This window comes from Ruegeria sp. HKCCSA071 (genome assembly GCF_017872555.1).
In the GTDB taxonomy this organism is placed as follows: Bacteria; Pseudomonadota; Alphaproteobacteria; order Rhodobacterales; family Rhodobacteraceae; genus Ruegeria.
The window spans coordinates 131,812-147,494 of the sequence record NZ_JAEDOX010000008.1; the positions used below are offsets into that span (position 1 = coordinate 131,812).

Annotated in this window: 14 protein-coding genes; 6 read left to right on the forward strand and 8 right to left on the reverse strand. The window is 56.1% G+C overall.

Features of this window, described 5'->3' with window-relative positions; genetic code table 11:
- Positions 1-66: 66 nt before the first annotated feature.
- Both I9188_RS15015 and I9188_RS15020 read left to right on the forward strand, forming a co-directional pair.
- Positions 67-369, forward strand: coding sequence for an SH3 domain-containing protein (locus tag I9188_RS15015; RefSeq protein WP_152460662.1), 303 nt, complete (start codon positions 67-69; stop codon positions 367-369).
- A gap of 231 nt (positions 370-600) precedes the next feature.
- A complete protein-coding gene (locus tag I9188_RS15020; RefSeq protein ID WP_245223727.1) occupies positions 601-2,127 on the forward strand; it encodes a hypothetical protein in 1,527 nt (508 codons plus the stop codon).
- A 551-nt stretch (positions 2,128-2,678) separates the two neighbouring features.
- Here the strand turns inward: I9188_RS15020 and I9188_RS20390 are convergent.
- Positions 2,679-2,969: an MBL fold metallo-hydrolase gene (locus tag I9188_RS20390; protein ID WP_152460661.1), complete on the reverse strand. Its 291-nt coding sequence runs from the start codon at positions 2,967-2,969 to the stop codon at positions 2,679-2,681.
- Between the two features lie 84 nt (positions 2,970-3,053).
- On the opposite strand from I9188_RS20390, the gene I9188_RS15030 reads away from it, so the two are divergent.
- Entirely contained in the window at positions 3,054-3,965 is a 912-nt protein-coding gene (locus tag I9188_RS15030; protein WP_245223728.1) for a homocysteine S-methyltransferase family protein, read from the forward strand.
- Between the two features lie 312 nt (positions 3,966-4,277).
- Positions 4,278-5,282, forward strand: coding sequence for a DUF1214 domain-containing protein (locus I9188_RS15035; protein ID WP_209599667.1), 1,005 nt, complete (start codon positions 4,278-4,280; stop codon positions 5,280-5,282).
- 268 nt (positions 5,283-5,550) lie between these two features.
- Here I9188_RS15035 and I9188_RS15040 read toward each other — a convergent pair whose 3' ends face one another.
- From I9188_RS15040 to I9188_RS15050, 3 genes are all read right to left on the reverse strand, one after another.
- Positions 5,551-6,729, reverse strand: coding sequence for an acyl-CoA dehydrogenase family protein (locus I9188_RS15040; protein ID WP_209599668.1), 1,179 nt, complete (start codon positions 6,727-6,729; stop codon positions 5,551-5,553).
- Between the two features lie 192 nt (positions 6,730-6,921).
- Positions 6,922-7,941: an AraC family transcriptional regulator gene (locus I9188_RS15045; protein ID WP_209599669.1), complete on the reverse strand. Its 1,020-nt coding sequence runs from the start codon at positions 7,939-7,941 to the stop codon at positions 6,922-6,924.
- Between the two features lie 142 nt (positions 7,942-8,083).
- Positions 8,084-8,845, reverse strand: coding sequence for a DeoR/GlpR family DNA-binding transcription regulator (locus I9188_RS15050; RefSeq protein WP_209507814.1), 762 nt, complete (start codon positions 8,843-8,845; stop codon positions 8,084-8,086).
- A 147-nt stretch (positions 8,846-8,992) separates the two neighbouring features.
- Between I9188_RS15050 and I9188_RS15055 the strand changes: the two genes are divergently transcribed.
- Together I9188_RS15055 and I9188_RS15060 are read left to right on the forward strand one after the other, a co-directional pair.
- Entirely contained in the window at positions 8,993-11,416 is a 2,424-nt protein-coding gene (locus I9188_RS15055; protein WP_209507812.1) for an FAD-dependent oxidoreductase, read from the forward strand.
- A 16-nt stretch (positions 11,417-11,432) separates the two neighbouring features.
- Positions 11,433-12,365 carry a choline/ethanolamine kinase family protein gene (locus I9188_RS15060; protein ID WP_209507810.1) on the forward strand — a complete coding sequence of 311 codons (933 nt, stop codon included), beginning with the start codon at positions 11,433-11,435 and terminating at the stop codon, positions 12,363-12,365.
- A gap of 258 nt (positions 12,366-12,623) precedes the next feature.
- On the opposite strand, the gene I9188_RS15065 is transcribed toward I9188_RS15060, so the two are convergent.
- The 4 genes from I9188_RS15065 to I9188_RS15080 form a co-directional block, all read right to left on the reverse strand.
- Positions 12,624-13,385: a 5-oxoprolinase subunit PxpA gene (locus tag I9188_RS15065; RefSeq protein WP_209507808.1), complete on the reverse strand. Its 762-nt coding sequence runs from the start codon at positions 13,383-13,385 to the stop codon at positions 12,624-12,626.
- Between the two features lie 12 nt (positions 13,386-13,397).
- Positions 13,398-14,396: a biotin-dependent carboxyltransferase family protein gene (locus I9188_RS15070; RefSeq protein ID WP_209507806.1), complete on the reverse strand. Its 999-nt coding sequence runs from the start codon at positions 14,394-14,396 to the stop codon at positions 13,398-13,400.
- Positions 14,393-15,142 carry a carboxyltransferase domain-containing protein gene (locus tag I9188_RS15075; RefSeq protein WP_209507803.1) on the reverse strand — a complete coding sequence of 250 codons (750 nt, stop codon included), beginning with the start codon at positions 15,140-15,142 and terminating at the stop codon, positions 14,393-14,395. The genes I9188_RS15070 and I9188_RS15075 overlap by 4 nt, the downstream gene beginning before the upstream one ends.
- 347 nt (positions 15,143-15,489) lie before the next feature.
- Positions 15,490-15,683: hypothetical protein (locus I9188_RS15080; RefSeq protein WP_209599670.1), on the reverse strand; the 194-nt coding region annotated here is incomplete at its 5' end.

Consider the following 15,683-nt stretch of genomic DNA (forward strand, 5'->3'; position numbering starts at 1 on the left):
GGAGTTGTTCCTCTTGGTGACCCGAGTTGCTACGATTGTCGTTGAGGCAATAAGCAGGACATCGCGATGCGCAATGCAATCTTTTTACCCCTAATGGCTTTGTTCCTGGGGGTCGTCATGGACGTTAAACCGGCGGCGGCCGCGTCACTCGGAACATATGAGGTTTTTGGCGTCGAAGACGGTGACATGCTAAAAATGCGCAGTGGGCCTGGAACAGGGTTCAATGTGATCGTTGGTCTTCCAAATGGAACCGCACTACGAGTTCACGGCTGTGAGCAGACCGGTGGCACCCGTTGGTGCCGCGTCTCTTTGGAGCGCGCGCGCAAGCTTAAGGGATACGTCTCTTGGGCATATTTGCGGAAAATCTAATACGACAGCGATCAGCACCACCATCTTTTAGCAATCATAGAATACCGGCGGAAACGCCCTGACGAATCCACTAGTTGGGCTCACACCCGTCGTCGAAGCGGCTCGCAACATCCCCGAATTCGCTGGGTTCAGGACGGCCCTAAGGCTTTGACTGGGGAGCGCTTGATCGCCTGCACCGTAACGGATTGATCCTGGACCCGGTTGGAAAGGCAAAATCGGTGGTACTGACCGATGAAGGCCTGCGCCGCTCCGAAAAGCTTTTCACAGAGCTTTTTGGGCGGGAGCCAAAGACATAGCATTCGCCATGACAAGTCCCTCCATGTAACGCAGGTCTGCATACGCGTGTGGGCTGGCTGGCGGTTGCAATCTGCGCTAAATCGCCCCTGTCCGGCAAACAGGGAGAAGCTGAAGATGACAACGGGGAACGATCTTGGTGGGCTCATCGGGTTTATCACCCGTGACGAGATTTGGCATGAGCGGCTCGCTGATGTGTTGGACGAGCATTTTCTGCCAGCGCTCGAGGCCTTCGATCTTGAGTTCGAGGATCTGGGCGACTTGCTGGGCGAGGATTGGCCGATGGTCCTGTGGGGTGGTGGCCTGGAAGATTTGCTGGGCAGGACATTCGGAGCGGACGCCGAAAACGCTGCGGATGCTTATCTGAAAGGGAGCGGTTCCAAGGAGAGTGCGCAGACCCGCGCCTATATCAAAGGATTGCGGGACGCGTCGGTCAGCCTTTATGAGGTGAGCGAGGTAGACCCCGGCAGATCCATGGTCTTGCGCAACATGCTTTCGGACGCAGAGCCGGTTACCGTCCGGGAACACAGCGCGACGCAGATGCTGCAGCGATGGGATCGCATCGCAGCTCGGGTTGTCGCACAGGGGGATTATAACGTGATCTCGGGGGCGCTGCTCCCATTCGACCCCGACACCGTCGCGTTTTTTGAAGACGGGCTCCGCTCCGTGTTGAAATTGAACCCCGACGTTGAACTGAGGCTGACACAGGATCAGCTACACCGTTCCGCACCCCTCTTCACCAATGCCTGGCTCTTCGCACATCTGCCGAACCTACTGGATCCGGAACCACCACAAATCAGCAACAGCGATGGCGACAACCTGCTCTTTCACGACATGCGCTTCCCCCTCGCCAGCAAAGTGACGCAAAGCCAGGTATCTGAAAAGCTAACACAGTCCGCAGAACTCGTGATCTCAGGCCAGAAGGATTGGACCTGGCTTGACCTCGACACCCCGTCCGGCACCAAGCACGGCACCGGCCTCGTGTTGGACAAATCAATGTCAGGGGCCTCCGTGCTTGGGTCCCTAGATCTGAAAGGCAAAACACTCACGCTGTCTGTGAACTCTACAGCGCGCGCTGAACGCGGCGAAGCCCTGGTCCGGGACCTCCTGGGCGACCTGGTGAAATCTCCGCTGACATCAATCCAGACCGCCGAACAGATGATGGCGGATGACAGCACGAGTAACGGAGTGGCAGAAGAAGAGGACATCCCCCGTGCCCTTGCCCGTCAGATGGCCCACGAATATCTCGAACAGCATTACCGCGATACGCTTGACCAGCCGATTCCTGCCCTGGATGGCAAGACCCCGCGCCAGGCCGTTCGCAGCACGGCGGGCAGGAAGAAAGTCATAGACTGGCTGAAGACAATCGAAAACCGCAGCGCGCGCCAGACCGGCTCTCCGGTGGCTGAGTATGATTTCAGCTGGATGTGGGACGAGCTCGGATTGTCAGATCATCGAAAGTGAACCAGCGGTAGTTCTCACAATACCCATTCCAAAACTTCTCTTTCAGAGCCAATCGACTAATCCATGTTTTCCCGACTGCGTCTTGCAGAAATGTGGCAAGGGTTATGCCTCCGCTGCGCGTCCAGATGGTTTGCCTCATGGCAGCTGGGGCATAACAAAATTACAGTCTCGGTAGAAACACCGGTTTCATAATCGAAACAGTACTCTTGACCACATATTTCCAGCACCTCTCCACTCTTGGCCAGTTCCGAACTTGTCACCTCGCAGTGATCACAAATTCCGTCCAAGAGAGGTGATTGGAGTTCAGAAAGAACCACTGTTTTCTGAAAATTGCACACTCTGTCACTCATAACTGCTTCAGGCTTTCACAAAATGGTGAAGAGAGAAAGCTTGTGAAACAAGAATTCAAGGGAATGTGACATAGCCCAATGGGTTCGAGATTTAGTTTCGCCGATCATTGCCTGTAAGCTGCGCGGCGCGTCGAACTTTCACGTCAGCCGCCATCCCACAACAGACCCGCGCACATCAAAATACAACCTGGGCTAGTCCTCTCAGCGAAACGCGTCGTTGTCCGCCTTCACCCGACCAATAGACGGCAAAGCGAAGTGGTTTCCCAGCACAATACATCCCGTTTCCGAGGCGCTTTCCAACAGTTTCCGACGGGATGTCACGGCCATCTCAGCATCGGAATCAAACATAAAATGCCACTCGGGATGCCAGCACTGGGCGGTTGTATGGATTGCATCACCTGTAATCAGAGCGCGCCGGTCGCCACTGGTGATTTCGACCGAGACATGACCTGGTGTATGGCCTGGCGTGGGGATCAGAGTGACGGAATACACCCTGTCGCAGTCCTAAGGTTCACAGGAGGCCCGAGACAAAGTAGGTTTCTTGTGCAGAGGTAACGGCAATAGGCGTGGATCAGAATGGCGCGACAGCTCCCACTCGAAGGTAACAAGCCCTTTCTGGTTTACGCCGGCACTGGCACCGACCTGATTTTCAATCATGGAGTTGAGCTTCCCGGTTTCGCGTCGTTTCCATTGCTGGAAGAACCTGGCACCAGGGTGATACTGGCCGGTCAAATGCAGGCACTTGTCGATCTGGCCCGTGAAATGAATGTCGGATGCATCCTTGATGCGCCCACATGGATGGCGAACGCCGACCGGGCAGAGCCCTTGGGGTACGATGCAGAGCGGCTCGTCGAAGTAAACAAAGATGCGGTCAGTCTAATGGAAGACGTGCGCCAAGCATCCGCTCGCGATGATGTACTGGTGTCGGCCTGTATCGGTCCGCGTTATGATCCTTACGCCGACATCCCGCCGGTACCCATCGAAGATGCACGTCAGTACCACGCTGCTCAAATGCAAAGCCTGAAAGACACAAGCGTCGACCTGGTCACCGCTTATACATTCAACCGTCCAAGCGAGGCAGCGGGTTGCATCCTCGCCGCCCGAGACGCTGATCTGCCGATCATCATGTCTCTGGTTGTTGAGACAGACGGGTGCCTGGCAGACGGAACCAAACTTGTGGACGGCATAGACCAAATCGACGCGGCAACCGACTCGGCGGCGATGTTTTTTATGGTCAACTGCGCTCACCCTACCCATTTCGCCGGAGCGATTGGCAACCACCCCCGGCTGAGAGGCCTTGTGGCGAACGCTTCGAGTTGCTCGCATGCGGAACTTGACGAAGCGGATGAGCTGGACGAAGGCGATCCAATTGAACTTGGTAAACAGATTGCCGCGATTGCGCAGCAGAATCCGTCGATTCAAGTATTTGGAGGATGCTGCGGTACCGACATGCGCCATCTGAAATCGATGATCAGCGAATTAGCATAGCCAACTTGGTTCAATCTGAGCGATAACGCTGAGATCTAAGGTGCTCCCGTAATTTCTTTCCACAACTTGTTGGGAGATCGGCCCTTAGCCGACATCCAGCAGACACTCTTGATGCTGCGGTCGCAACCCGCATAGCCGCCGTTCGCTGCACCTGCTCCAATTGGGTCATGGTCGAGGTCTGAAGCGCGGACGAAGCTGCCTTCGGATTGCTGTCCCACGCGTCAAGATGGCACTGTTCAAGCGATGCGCAATTTGTAAACTCGTTACAGTAATCTAATACAGTACATCGCGAAGTCAGTTGGAGTGGATGTAGTGAAGCAGACATTGTATTTTTTAATGGCGACCGCGCTCTCCTCTGCTGCGATGGCTCAAGACGACGTGACGCCCGAGACCTACATTCGCGCTGAGGTCGATATGACTTTTGCGCAATTTCAGGCGAATGCCGGGAGTGATGTGAACCGCTTCTATTACATTCGAAAACCGACGCCACTTGATGCGCAGGCTGTCGTGCGCATGAACCGCGACACCCTTTATGCAGGGGCGGTTGTCGATACCGAGGGAGGGGCAACGATCACGATCCCCGAGTTTCCGGACGACCGGTATTTCTCGATCCTTGTCATCGACAACGACCACTATGCGCCGGTGGTTTTCTACGAGCCGGGCACTTACGAAATCCCCAGCGATACGAAATACGTCTCGCTGATCATGCGCATCCAGATCATGGACCCTTCGGATCCGGATGATGTAGCACTCGTCAACCGCATGCAGAACGCCTTCGTCATCGAGGCGTCCAGCCACGACCTCTTCCCGGAGCCAGAATGGGACGTGGACAGCATGCTTGAATTGCGGGCTGGATACGAGGTCGAGTTCCAGAAATTCGATCAATATGAGCCGGATTGGATGGGGCCACGCGGTGAAGTCAACGAGGAAACGCGTCACCTCGCCGTGGCCGGGGCATGGGGCCTCTTTCCCGAGAAAGATGCCGTCTATATCAACTACACCGGTCCCGGCGCTGCGGAAGGCTGCTACCGGGCGACCTACGATGTGCCGCCGAACGATGCATTCTGGTCGATAACCGTCTACGGGGCGGACGGCTTCATGAAGAGCGACAACAATATCGTCAACGACCGGAATGTCACCCTGAACGACGATGGCACCTTCACCGTGCATTACGGCACGGAGGCGGCCTGCGGCGCGCAAGCAAACAGGTTGGATATCGAGGACGGATGGAATTTCTTGATGCGTATTTATCGCCCGGGGCAGGCTGTTCTGGATCGCATCTATGAACTCCCTGCTGTTGAAAGGCTGCCGGGATGAGAGTGCTTACCGTCACCTTGCCCTAGTCAGCTTCGGGCTCACCAGTAGCATTCGCCGCTCCAATCGCGAGTGGCTTGTTCGAGAAACTGCGCCGTTCGCTGCGTCGTCTACGAACCGGAAAGACGCGGACAAAGTGTGAATTCGCTGCGTTTGCACCAAGGTCTGCAATATCGAGTAACCGGCCGCATATGCGCGGCTGGTCATTCAATTTTACCGATCTCTGAGGAGATTTTCAGGTCGGTTCCGCTTCTCCGGCGGGTTAGAATGTTCAGCCGGTCTCACCAAATCCTTTCGGTACTGGCAGATCAGGCAAGGTCGCCGCTCGTTTTTGCAGGGCCCGCCCGATAACTACACGGCTGATTTCGGTTGTCCCGTCCACAATCCGCAGCATTTGCGCGAGGCGGGACAAACGATCCAGACCATAAGGCTGCAGCAGACCCATGCCGCCCAACACTTGCGTACAGGTGTTCGCAGCCTTCACTGCGGCATCTGGCACAAACCGTTTGGCATGAGCGGCCATCAGAGGGCCTTCGGGCGTGCCAAGGGATTCTGCCGCCTTTCGATAAAGCAGCTTGGAGGCTTCAAGATCGGTTGCAACCTCGCCCAGCATCCACTGGATCCCGTCCAGATCGAGGTTCTTGCCACCAAACATCTTGCGGTTCTTGGAATAGGACAGCGCCGTATCCAATGCAGCTTGCATCAATCCACAGCATCCTGATGCGATTGAGACGCGGGCGATGTCGATCGCCATGAGTGAACCTTGCAGGCCCTGACCAATGGGCAGGATGATGTTGTCTTCACTCACCACGACTTTGTCCATGTACATCTCGGCCAGAGGCAGGAAGTTGTAGGACGGGGTGTCGTAGAGCGGACCAAAGCTGAGGCCCGAAGCGTCGGCGGGAATGGCGATCATCGCCATATCCTTGTGGCCGGGTGCGTCACTGGTTTTGACAACGGTGAAATAGATATCAGCCTCGGTCGCGAGGCTGACCCATGCCTTCGCACCGCTGATCGTCCATGTGCCGTTGTCATTGATCACGGCTCGCGAATACATGTTTGTGGCATCCGATCCGGATTGCGGTTCGGTCAGTGCAAAGTTCGCCAGTTTGCGGCCCGAGGTCAGATCCCGCGCCCATTTTTCCTTGAAGGTATCTGTGCCATAACCGCAGCCCGCGAAGGTGCAGATGTTATGCATCGACAGGGCAAAAGCATAAGCGCCATCTCCGAGCCCCAGCTGTTCGTAGACCTGAATGCCCTCTGAAAGTGGCAAGCCCTGGCCGCCAAATTCTTCAGGGGCGTATAGCCCCGTCAGGCCAGCGGCCCCGGCCTTGTCCGAAGCATCGCGCGGCCATGTCTTCGTGGCGTTCCAGGCGTCGACATTGGGCAGGATGACCTGCTCGGCGTGGTCGCGTGCGGCCTGGAGTATGGTGGCGAGTTTGTCTGACATTGGTGGATCCTTTCAATGGCGATTGTTCTCAGATGACGCCACAACCCGGCAATCGTGGATGGCCAGACTGATGAGCTATGAAGGCGAAACTTCAGCTGAAAATGCTTATATGCGGCAAGATTTAGCGAGCCAGCCCGTTAAGCTCTATCTCGTGTGCTGACAGATAATTTTCCAAAAGTGACAAATGGCCGCTTATGTATGTGATTTGCGATATGCGCTGGGTGTACTGCCGGTCCAGCGTTGAAATGCCCGGTGAAAATTGGCAGCCGAAGAAAAACCGACATCATGTGCGATGGCCTCAACGCTTTTGCGCCCCGCCTGCAGATCACGAATCGCGATGTCCCGGCGCAGGGCATCCTTTATGGCCTGAAACGACGTCCCATCCGCATGCAACCTGCGGATCAGGGTGCGCGGGGTCATGTGCATGGCGGATGCTGTCTGGGTCAGGGTGGCAGCCTCCCATCCCGTTTGGCCCAGATATGTGCGTACCCGCAGCGATTGGGTGTGCTCCCGCGAAGAGGTGAAGATCCAGTCTCGCGGCGCGTTTTGCAAAAACCGATCAAGATCAGAGGCACTGCGCGCCTGCACGGGACCCAGTGCATTCGGATCGAACGAGATCGCGGTGGCGGGTTGTACGAACCGGATCGGTGCCGGAAAGATGATCGCGTAATCCTGATCAAAGTTCGGGCGGTCAAACGCGAAATCGACGCCCCTGACCGGAACCTCGTGCCCTGCCAGCCAGGACATGAGCCCGTGGGCAAGTTTGAGGATCAGCATATGCCCAAACCGCTGTACGTATGCCGTGCCTTGTGGTTTCAGGGTTAGCACCAATGCGCCTTCGACATCATCCAGACCGAACTGATAGTCATCCAGCAGCAGGTTCCAGAAGGTCGAAAACCGGTAGAGTGCTGATGCAAGAGACGTTGCCTCTCTGACAGTCGTCAAAAGATGTTGCAGGGCCCTTGGCCGGACGGGTCTGCTCCAAAGCCCCATCATCTCATCACCGGTCTCAACTGCGGCAAGTTGATAGAGACACACGATCTGATCCAGCGTCACGCGACCATTCGGCGAGCGCGTATCCGCGTTCAGACCGGACCGGCTAAGCAGCGACGCCATCTGCGCCTCTGGGCAAAGGACACGCAGCGCCGCCAGCCAATCATCGACAAACTGGCTGGAAACCGTGGAAAGGATCGTTGGAGTGACATCGGTCATAACAGTTTTGTCACGTTAACTCGCAATGCAACAGCAACCCATCAATTTCCCGCGAATTCGGATTGGAACGAATGTACAGCCATACCCCATGCGCAACGCCTGATACGTAAAGCTGGCTGGTGTCAAAGGACGCATTAGAGTTTCAGTGGGAAGCTAACACGACCTTTGCCTGACCAATGACATCTTTGAATTTTGAGGCAGGCGCCTGATCGGTTATCAATAAATCGCGTCCCAATAGTTCCGGTAGACGTAAGGCTGGATTGGCGCCCGACGCGTGAAACTTTGTTGAATCAACAGCCATGAAACAGCGTTCGCTAATCGTCTTCATCGCAACAGCCATATCCACTTCGCACTGTTCAAAAACCATAAATCCCCTCTTTGGATTGACGAGTGATGCCGACAGGATGGAAAAATCGACGGACATTTTGCCGATAACGTCAAATGCAGCGCGGTCAAATGCAGCCCCATCGTGATTTCGTAACTGGGTTCCTGCCATAAAAACTCGGTTTCCGTTTTCCATGGCCAACGTGGCTGCGATGAAGGCAGAGTTCGTCACAACCGTAAGGTTCTTCCGAGCCCGCAACACCTGAGCCACGAAACCCGATGTCGAACCGGTATCGATGGCGATAGAAGCATCGTCGGGAATCATATCCAGGACTGCATTTGCGATCGCAACTTTCGCGGCGCGGTTTGTTGCCATGCGCGCGACGAACGGCGGGTCCAGAACCTTTTGGATACTCACCAAAGCGCCGTGTGCTTTTTCAATTTTGCCTTCGTCAACCAGTGGCTTCACGATTCGGCGAATGGTCTGATCTGACACGTTCAGACACTGCGCCAATTCCATGACCGAGATCCGCCCATGGAGATTGACCGCGTTGAGGATATCTTTTTCGTACTTGGACATACAGGTTCGGGAATGTTGGATTTTAGGACGATAATAGGCCGGGATCGCTTTCACAACCAACAAAAATCAATAACGTTAGAACATTTTTGTTGATATTTGTTGAATTTTACACTGATCTGGCTCCGACACCTTGCACAGGAGCAAACAATGACGACCCACTCGGCAAAGCATCTCATTATTGGTGGTGGCATCATCGGCTGTTCGATTGCTTATCATCTTGCTCAGTCTGGCGAAAAAGATGTTGTGCTGCTGGAAAAGGCGTCTTTGACAGAGGGGGCCACTTGGCACGCCGCCGGTCTGGTTGGACAATTGCGGTCTTCGCGCAATACCACCCGCATGTTGAAGCGTTCGGTTGCGCTCTACGACCGGCTGGCCTCGGAAACCGGCATGGAATTCGATTGGAAGAAGGTTGGCAGTCTACGACTGGCTGCAACTAAAGAACGATTACTGGAAGCGAAACGCCTGGCCACAATGGCGCGCAGTTTCGATCTGGAAATGGAGATTATCTCTCCGGCAGAAGCAAAAGAGCTGTTTCCATACATTGACGCTGAAGGGCTGGAAGGGGCCGCCTTTATTCCTACAGATGGGCATGTTGATCCAGCCGGTCTGTGTCAGGCCATTGCCGCTGGAGCACGCCTTCACGGTGCGCAGATCCGTCAGGGCGTGAAGGTCGAGGATTTTGAAATAACCAATGGGCGCATCAGCCGAGTGATGACAACCGATGGCGATTACGAGGCGCAAACCGTGGTGCTGGCATCGGGCATGTGGAGCCGTGAGCTTGCAGCTAAACTGGGCGTTGTGGTGCCTGCCTGCGCGGTCGAGCACCAGTATATCGTGACTGAACCATTGCCGGATCAGGACCTCGTCAAAACCCTGCCGACTCTGCGCGACCCCGAAAGACTGGTCTATTACAAGCCCGATGCCGGGGGGCGGTTGGTGATCGGCGGATATGAAGACGACACGTTGCCATTTGGTGAACGGGGCATTCCGGGTGAGTTTGTCCGCCAATTGCTGCCGGACAATCTCGATCGGTTTGCCCCGCTTGCGGAGCTTGCCGGGGCAGTAACACCGATTGTCAACGAGGTGGGTATCCGGCAGGTGATTAACGGCCCGATTCCTTATTCAGCTGACGGCGATTTTGTCATGGGCTGGGCCCCGGAACGGAAGAACCTGATGCTGTCAACCGGGTTCCTGTATGGGATTGCCGCTGGTGGCGGTGCTGGTGAAATGATTGCTGAATGGATCCTTGAAGGTCGGCCAAGCCTTGATCTCTGGCCGCTGGACGTGCGCAGATTCAGCCCGCATCACGCGACCCGGGCCTTTATGTATCCGCGCGCCGTCGAGCATTACGCGCATCACTACAAAATGCGATATCCTGGTCAGGAGGCCGAAACAGCCCGCAACTTGCGCCTATCGCCGCTGCACGCCCGGCTGAAAGAACACGGTGCTGTTTACGGGTCGAAAAACGGCTGGGAACGACCCTTATGGTTTGCCCCTGCGGACGTCGCACCCGTGGATCAGCTCGATTTCCTCAATCCCGGCTGGCACGAATATGCAGGCCGCGAGCACCGCGCCACTCGTGAAAACGTGGTGCTGATTGATCAATCTAGTTTCTCAAAGTTCGATTTGATCGGCCCCGGGGCTTTGGGCGCAATCCAACGTCTGGCGGTCTCCAACATGGATAAACCGATTGGAAGCGTGATCTACACGCAGCTTTGCAACGAAAATGGTGGCATCGAAGCAGATATTACGGTGACCCGCCTAGGGCGGGACCGTTTCTATGTTGTGACAGGTTCCGGGTTTGGTGTGCACGACGCCGACTGGATCAAGCGCCATCTGCCTGACGACGGATCGGTGCATCTGATCGAGATGACCTCGGCGCGGGCAGTGATCAATATTTGTGGCCCGAAAGCGCGTGAGGTGCTAGCTGCCGTCAGCGAAGAGGATGTTTCGAACGCGACCTTCCCCTTTGCAACCGCACGGGAAATCACCATCGGGGCCGCAAGACTCCTTGCTGCCCGGATCGGATATGTGGGCGAACTAGGCTGGGAGCTTCATATCCCCACAGAGTTTGCCCTACATGTCTACGACTTGCTTTGGCAGGCCGGCCAGCCCCACGGTATCTGTGACATCGGTTACCGGGCAATCGAGTCTCTGCGCCTAGAGAAGGGTTATCTCTATTGGAGCGCCGATATCACGCCGGACTATTCCCCGATCGAGGCGGGATTAGGCCAGCGCGTTCATTTGAGATCCAAAGATGAGTTCATTGGCCGTGCGGTTTTGGAGGAGCAGAAAGCCAACGGCGCGTCTCAGAAATTGTGCACCTTTGTGACCGACGAAAAATTGCCCATGACCGGAGGCGAAACCATCCTCCACAATGGCGAAACCGTCTCACGGGCCAGCAGCGGCGGATATGGGCACTTCACCGGACAAACAATCATCTACGGGTATCTGCCCAAGAAGATGTGGGAGCAGACGGAGTTTGAACTAGAACTCTTCGGAGATCGCTGCCCGATCCGCCGCGTTGACGGGCCGGTTTATGATCCGGAAAATGAAAAATTGAAAGCCTGATCGGAGGGGGGGTGTGATGGACACTGACAATATCGAGCGCGTGTTGAAAGAACTCCGCAATTTGGACGGATTCGAGGCTATCTCGGCGCAGAGCAGCGACGTGCAGCGTCTGGGTGGCTTGACCAATCTGGTTTACCGCGTGAAATCTGGCGAGCGGGCTGTGATCGTGCGGATCCCCGGCGATGGCACCGAAGATTATATCGACCGCGCGGTTGAAATCCATAACGCCAGGGTCGCAGCCGATGCCGGCATTGGCCCCGCGGTACTGTGGGCAGATGCCGAAACCGGGGTAATGATCAGCGAATGCATTAAAAACATCGTCACCATGACACCCGAGCATTTTGCGACACGTGGGGGCGCCGCTGGGCGCGCTGGTCTTGCCCTGCGGCAATTGCATGATGCCCCGCGTCCGTTCAAGTTTCGTTTTGAGTTGTTTTCGATGATCGATGAGTATCTGAAAATCCTTGCAACCAAAGATATCAATCTCCCCGATGGCTATACAGAAATTGTCGCCGAGGCCGCTCCGATCAAGCAACTTTTGCAGGACAGACCTGGCAATCTGGTGCCCAGCCATTGCGATCCGCTTTGCGAAAACTTTCTTGATGATGGTAACCGAATGTGGATCGTCGACTTTGAGTATTCCGGCATGAACGACGCCCTTTGGGACCTTGGCGACCTGTCGGTTGAAGCAGGGCTGACCGAGACGCAGGAGATCGAAATGCTGACGGTGTATTTCGGCGCAACTCCAACAGCGGCGCAGATCGGGCGGATGGTTATTTACAAAGCTATGTGTGATCTCTTGTGGACCCTCTGGGGTCTTATCCAACACGCCGACGGCAATCCGGCTGAGGACTTCTGGGCATATGCTACGGGTCGGTTCGACAGATGCAAAGCGCTGATGTTTTCACCGGAATTCCCCAAACATGCCCAAGCAATTGCAAACGAATAGCGGACAAAAAATCTCCAACCCACATTCTTGTTGAAAGCCGGTCAATCTAGTTTGACAACATAGTGAAATGACGCGCGCTCATAGCGGCAAAGCCCGCTTTGTAAAGCTCGCGTTCATTTGACTGGTGTGAAGCATATTTAATTTTGGCTCTGTCACAAAATCTTTGCACATTGCTCAAAGGTCTGGTTTGGCCGCAAGAGAAACTCCTGCTGCCAAAAAGGAAGAACTACGTACAGCGAAGCCGCTTGGCCAAGCTGACTAGTGGGTGAACGTCGTGACCTCGACACCGCCCCCGATCAGGCTTTCGCGAACGGAGCGGGCGATTTGAACCGCGGTCGGGCCGTCTCCATGCAGGCAGATCGTGTCGATGGATGTTTCCAGTCGCTTGCCGCTTTCGGTGATGATCGCACCTTCGCGGATCATGTTCAGGATGCGCGGGCCTGCGACCTCGGCATCGTGGATGACGGCGCCGGGCAGGCTGCGGTCGACCAATGTTCCATCGTCGTTATAGGCACGGTCGGCAAAAATCTCGCCCACCCAGTTGCACCCGAGCTCACGCACGGCCTCTTCCTGCTTTGTCACGGCCAGCACCATGACGATGATATCGGGATCAACATCCAATGCGCCCTGATAACAGGCGCGCGCCATTTCGATATCGGCCGAACACATATTGGCCAGCGCCCCGTGCAGTTTCAGATGCCGCACTTTGGTGCCAACTGCGGTGGCCATGCCGATTGCGGCCCCCAGTTGATACCGGACCAGATTGCGCAGGTTGTCATGGGGCAACTTCATGTTCCGCCGACCAAACCCCTGCAAATCGGGAAAGCCGGGATGCGCGCCGATGCCTACGTCATTTTCGGCCGCCAGTTTCATCGTCGATGCCATCACATCCGGATCACCGGCATGAAACCCACAAGCGATGTTGGCCGAGGTGATGATTTTCAGCAGGCTTTCATCATCGCCCATTTTCCAGGGGCCAAAGCTTTCTCCCATATCGGCATTCAGATCGACGCTTGGCATTGGCACATCTCCTTAGTCGGTGGCAGAGATCACTCCGCCGATCAATTGGTAGGACAACAGGTCCGGGATGTCATGGGGATCACGCACCAGTGCCTCGACTTTTGAGGGCAGGCGCGCAAGGTCTGACAGGAACGTTTTATGCATTACTTCAGCCTGTTCCATGCTGACAAATTCGAACCGGATGTCGCCGCCTGCGGGTGTCTGTGCCGCGCGGGGCATATCGCATGGCAGAACGGTCGCGATACGAGGGTACCCGCCCGTGGTCTGACATTCCGGCAATAAGATGAACGGGTCGCCAGTGCCGGTCATCTGGATATCGCCGGGGGTGATCACCTCGGACAAGATGTTCAGCTGGCCCGAGGCCGCAAAGCCGTCGCCGTCGCTGTCCACCTGCATGCCCATTCGGTTGGCGCGTGCGCCGCGCCGGAAATTGGTTTGGGCAAACCGTTCAAGTGTTGCGCCATCAAACAAAGGGGTCTGAAAGCTGGCAACCACATGTAGCACCCCACCCGAAAACCGCTCGGCAGCAGCCAGTTTCATCCCGCTGTTGCCTGCATCCGGTCCACAGGTCAGCCTGTCACCCTGCTGCAGCGCCCGGCCAATCCGCGCTGTCAGATGGGTAGAGCGGGACCCCAGAAAAACTTCGGCATCAATGCCGCCGCCCAGATGCAGATAGCCATAGTTTCCAGCCAGCGTCGCCTCGATGTTCAGCTTTTGCCCGGCGCTCAGTTGGTGCGACGCGTTCCAGGCCGCAGGGCTGCCATCAATGCTGGCCTGCATTCGTGCGCCAGTCAGGGCGATGCGCATGTTATGCGTCGCCTCGAACTCGCCCCCCATCCCGGCCATTTCCAGCGCCGCAAGGTTTGGGCTCTGATCCAGCAACGCCGCCCCTTCGTGCAAGGCCAGAATGTCCGCAGCCCCGGACCGGGACAGCCCCTGATCCAGATAGCCTGTCCGCCCCTGATCCTGAATGGTGCAGGCCGGGCCAATCCGGTGGACAATCAGGCTCATGGCGCGATCTCCTCACAGGTTGCGCCGCCTGTGCCGTCCTCGTTGTTGACCGTGATGTGTTCCAGAACGTCTCGGGAAACGGGCTCGAACAACAGTTCATCGCCGGGTCTGAGGGTAAAAGCCTCGGCCCTTTCGGGGCGGAAACACCGAAAGGCGGTCTGACCGATATGCCGCCACCCGGTTGGTGTCGGCCCGGAAAACAGAACAAATTGCGAGATCGCCAGAACCAAAGCGCCTTCCGGCACCATGGGGGTCAGGCTTTGCAGCCGGGGAATGTTGAACTCGGGCCCTAAAGGCCCAAGATATGGCTGCCCCGGAGCGAAGCCGATGGTCAGAACCCGCACGCGGGACTGTCCAAGCCTTCGTATTGCTTCGTCTGGTGTCAGGCCGGCAGCAGCGGCGGCATCGTCAAGCTGGGGCGCAAGGTCGGTCCCGTAAACCGTCGGAACGCGCCACAACCTGCGGCCTGCGGGCAGCGGTGTAGTGTACCAGTCCTTTTGCTCAACCAGATCCCGAAGCTTTTGCAGCATTTTCTGATGAGAGATGCGCTGCGTGTCGAACCGAACAAAGGCCGAGCCCAGGGAGGCTGACGACTCGGTCACCTCATCCCAGCGCAGACGATCGACTTCGGCTCGAAATGCCAGCGCTGCCCGGTTCGCGGTGTCGGTCATCCTATCCGCAAAGGTCACCAGCGCGCCGTCAAATCCGACGGTTCTGACCAAAGGAAACTGAACATTGCGCGCCATTGCTGATCTGCTTTCGGATCGAAGAGTGAATTGGTGGAACCTGACCGCATCTTTAGGGGATGCGCAAGACAGGGTGTTCAATAGCAGACATCGAGCTTGTTCCGTCCACATCACGGCAGGGAGCGACACGCAGTATAAGGCGTCTGGCGGTGGTGAGAGGATTTTGACCGTATTCTGGCCGCAGTTCCGACTCGTTTTCCCGTTTCGAGTCGCCCTGACTTGTATCCTGAAATCGCGGAGTCTCTATATCTTGTGTCGGCCCATTTTGTCTTATGTGGCTTGCCAGTCAGATCATGCCCAAAAGTACCCGGACAGAAGGGTGGAGGTCAATTTTGAATGAAAGTAAGCTATTGAAATAAATCAATAAACAAAGAAAATTCAAAAAAAAGACCAATAACGTCATTTTCTGCTTGCGGGTTTTGAGAGTAATACTTAGAACGCCCTTCACCGGCGCAGCATAGGTTGGCCTGACGGACTGGAAAGACGGTTGAGACGCTCAGGAGAGACTGGGGGCATCTTGTGTTGAGGTTTAGGCGGTTGC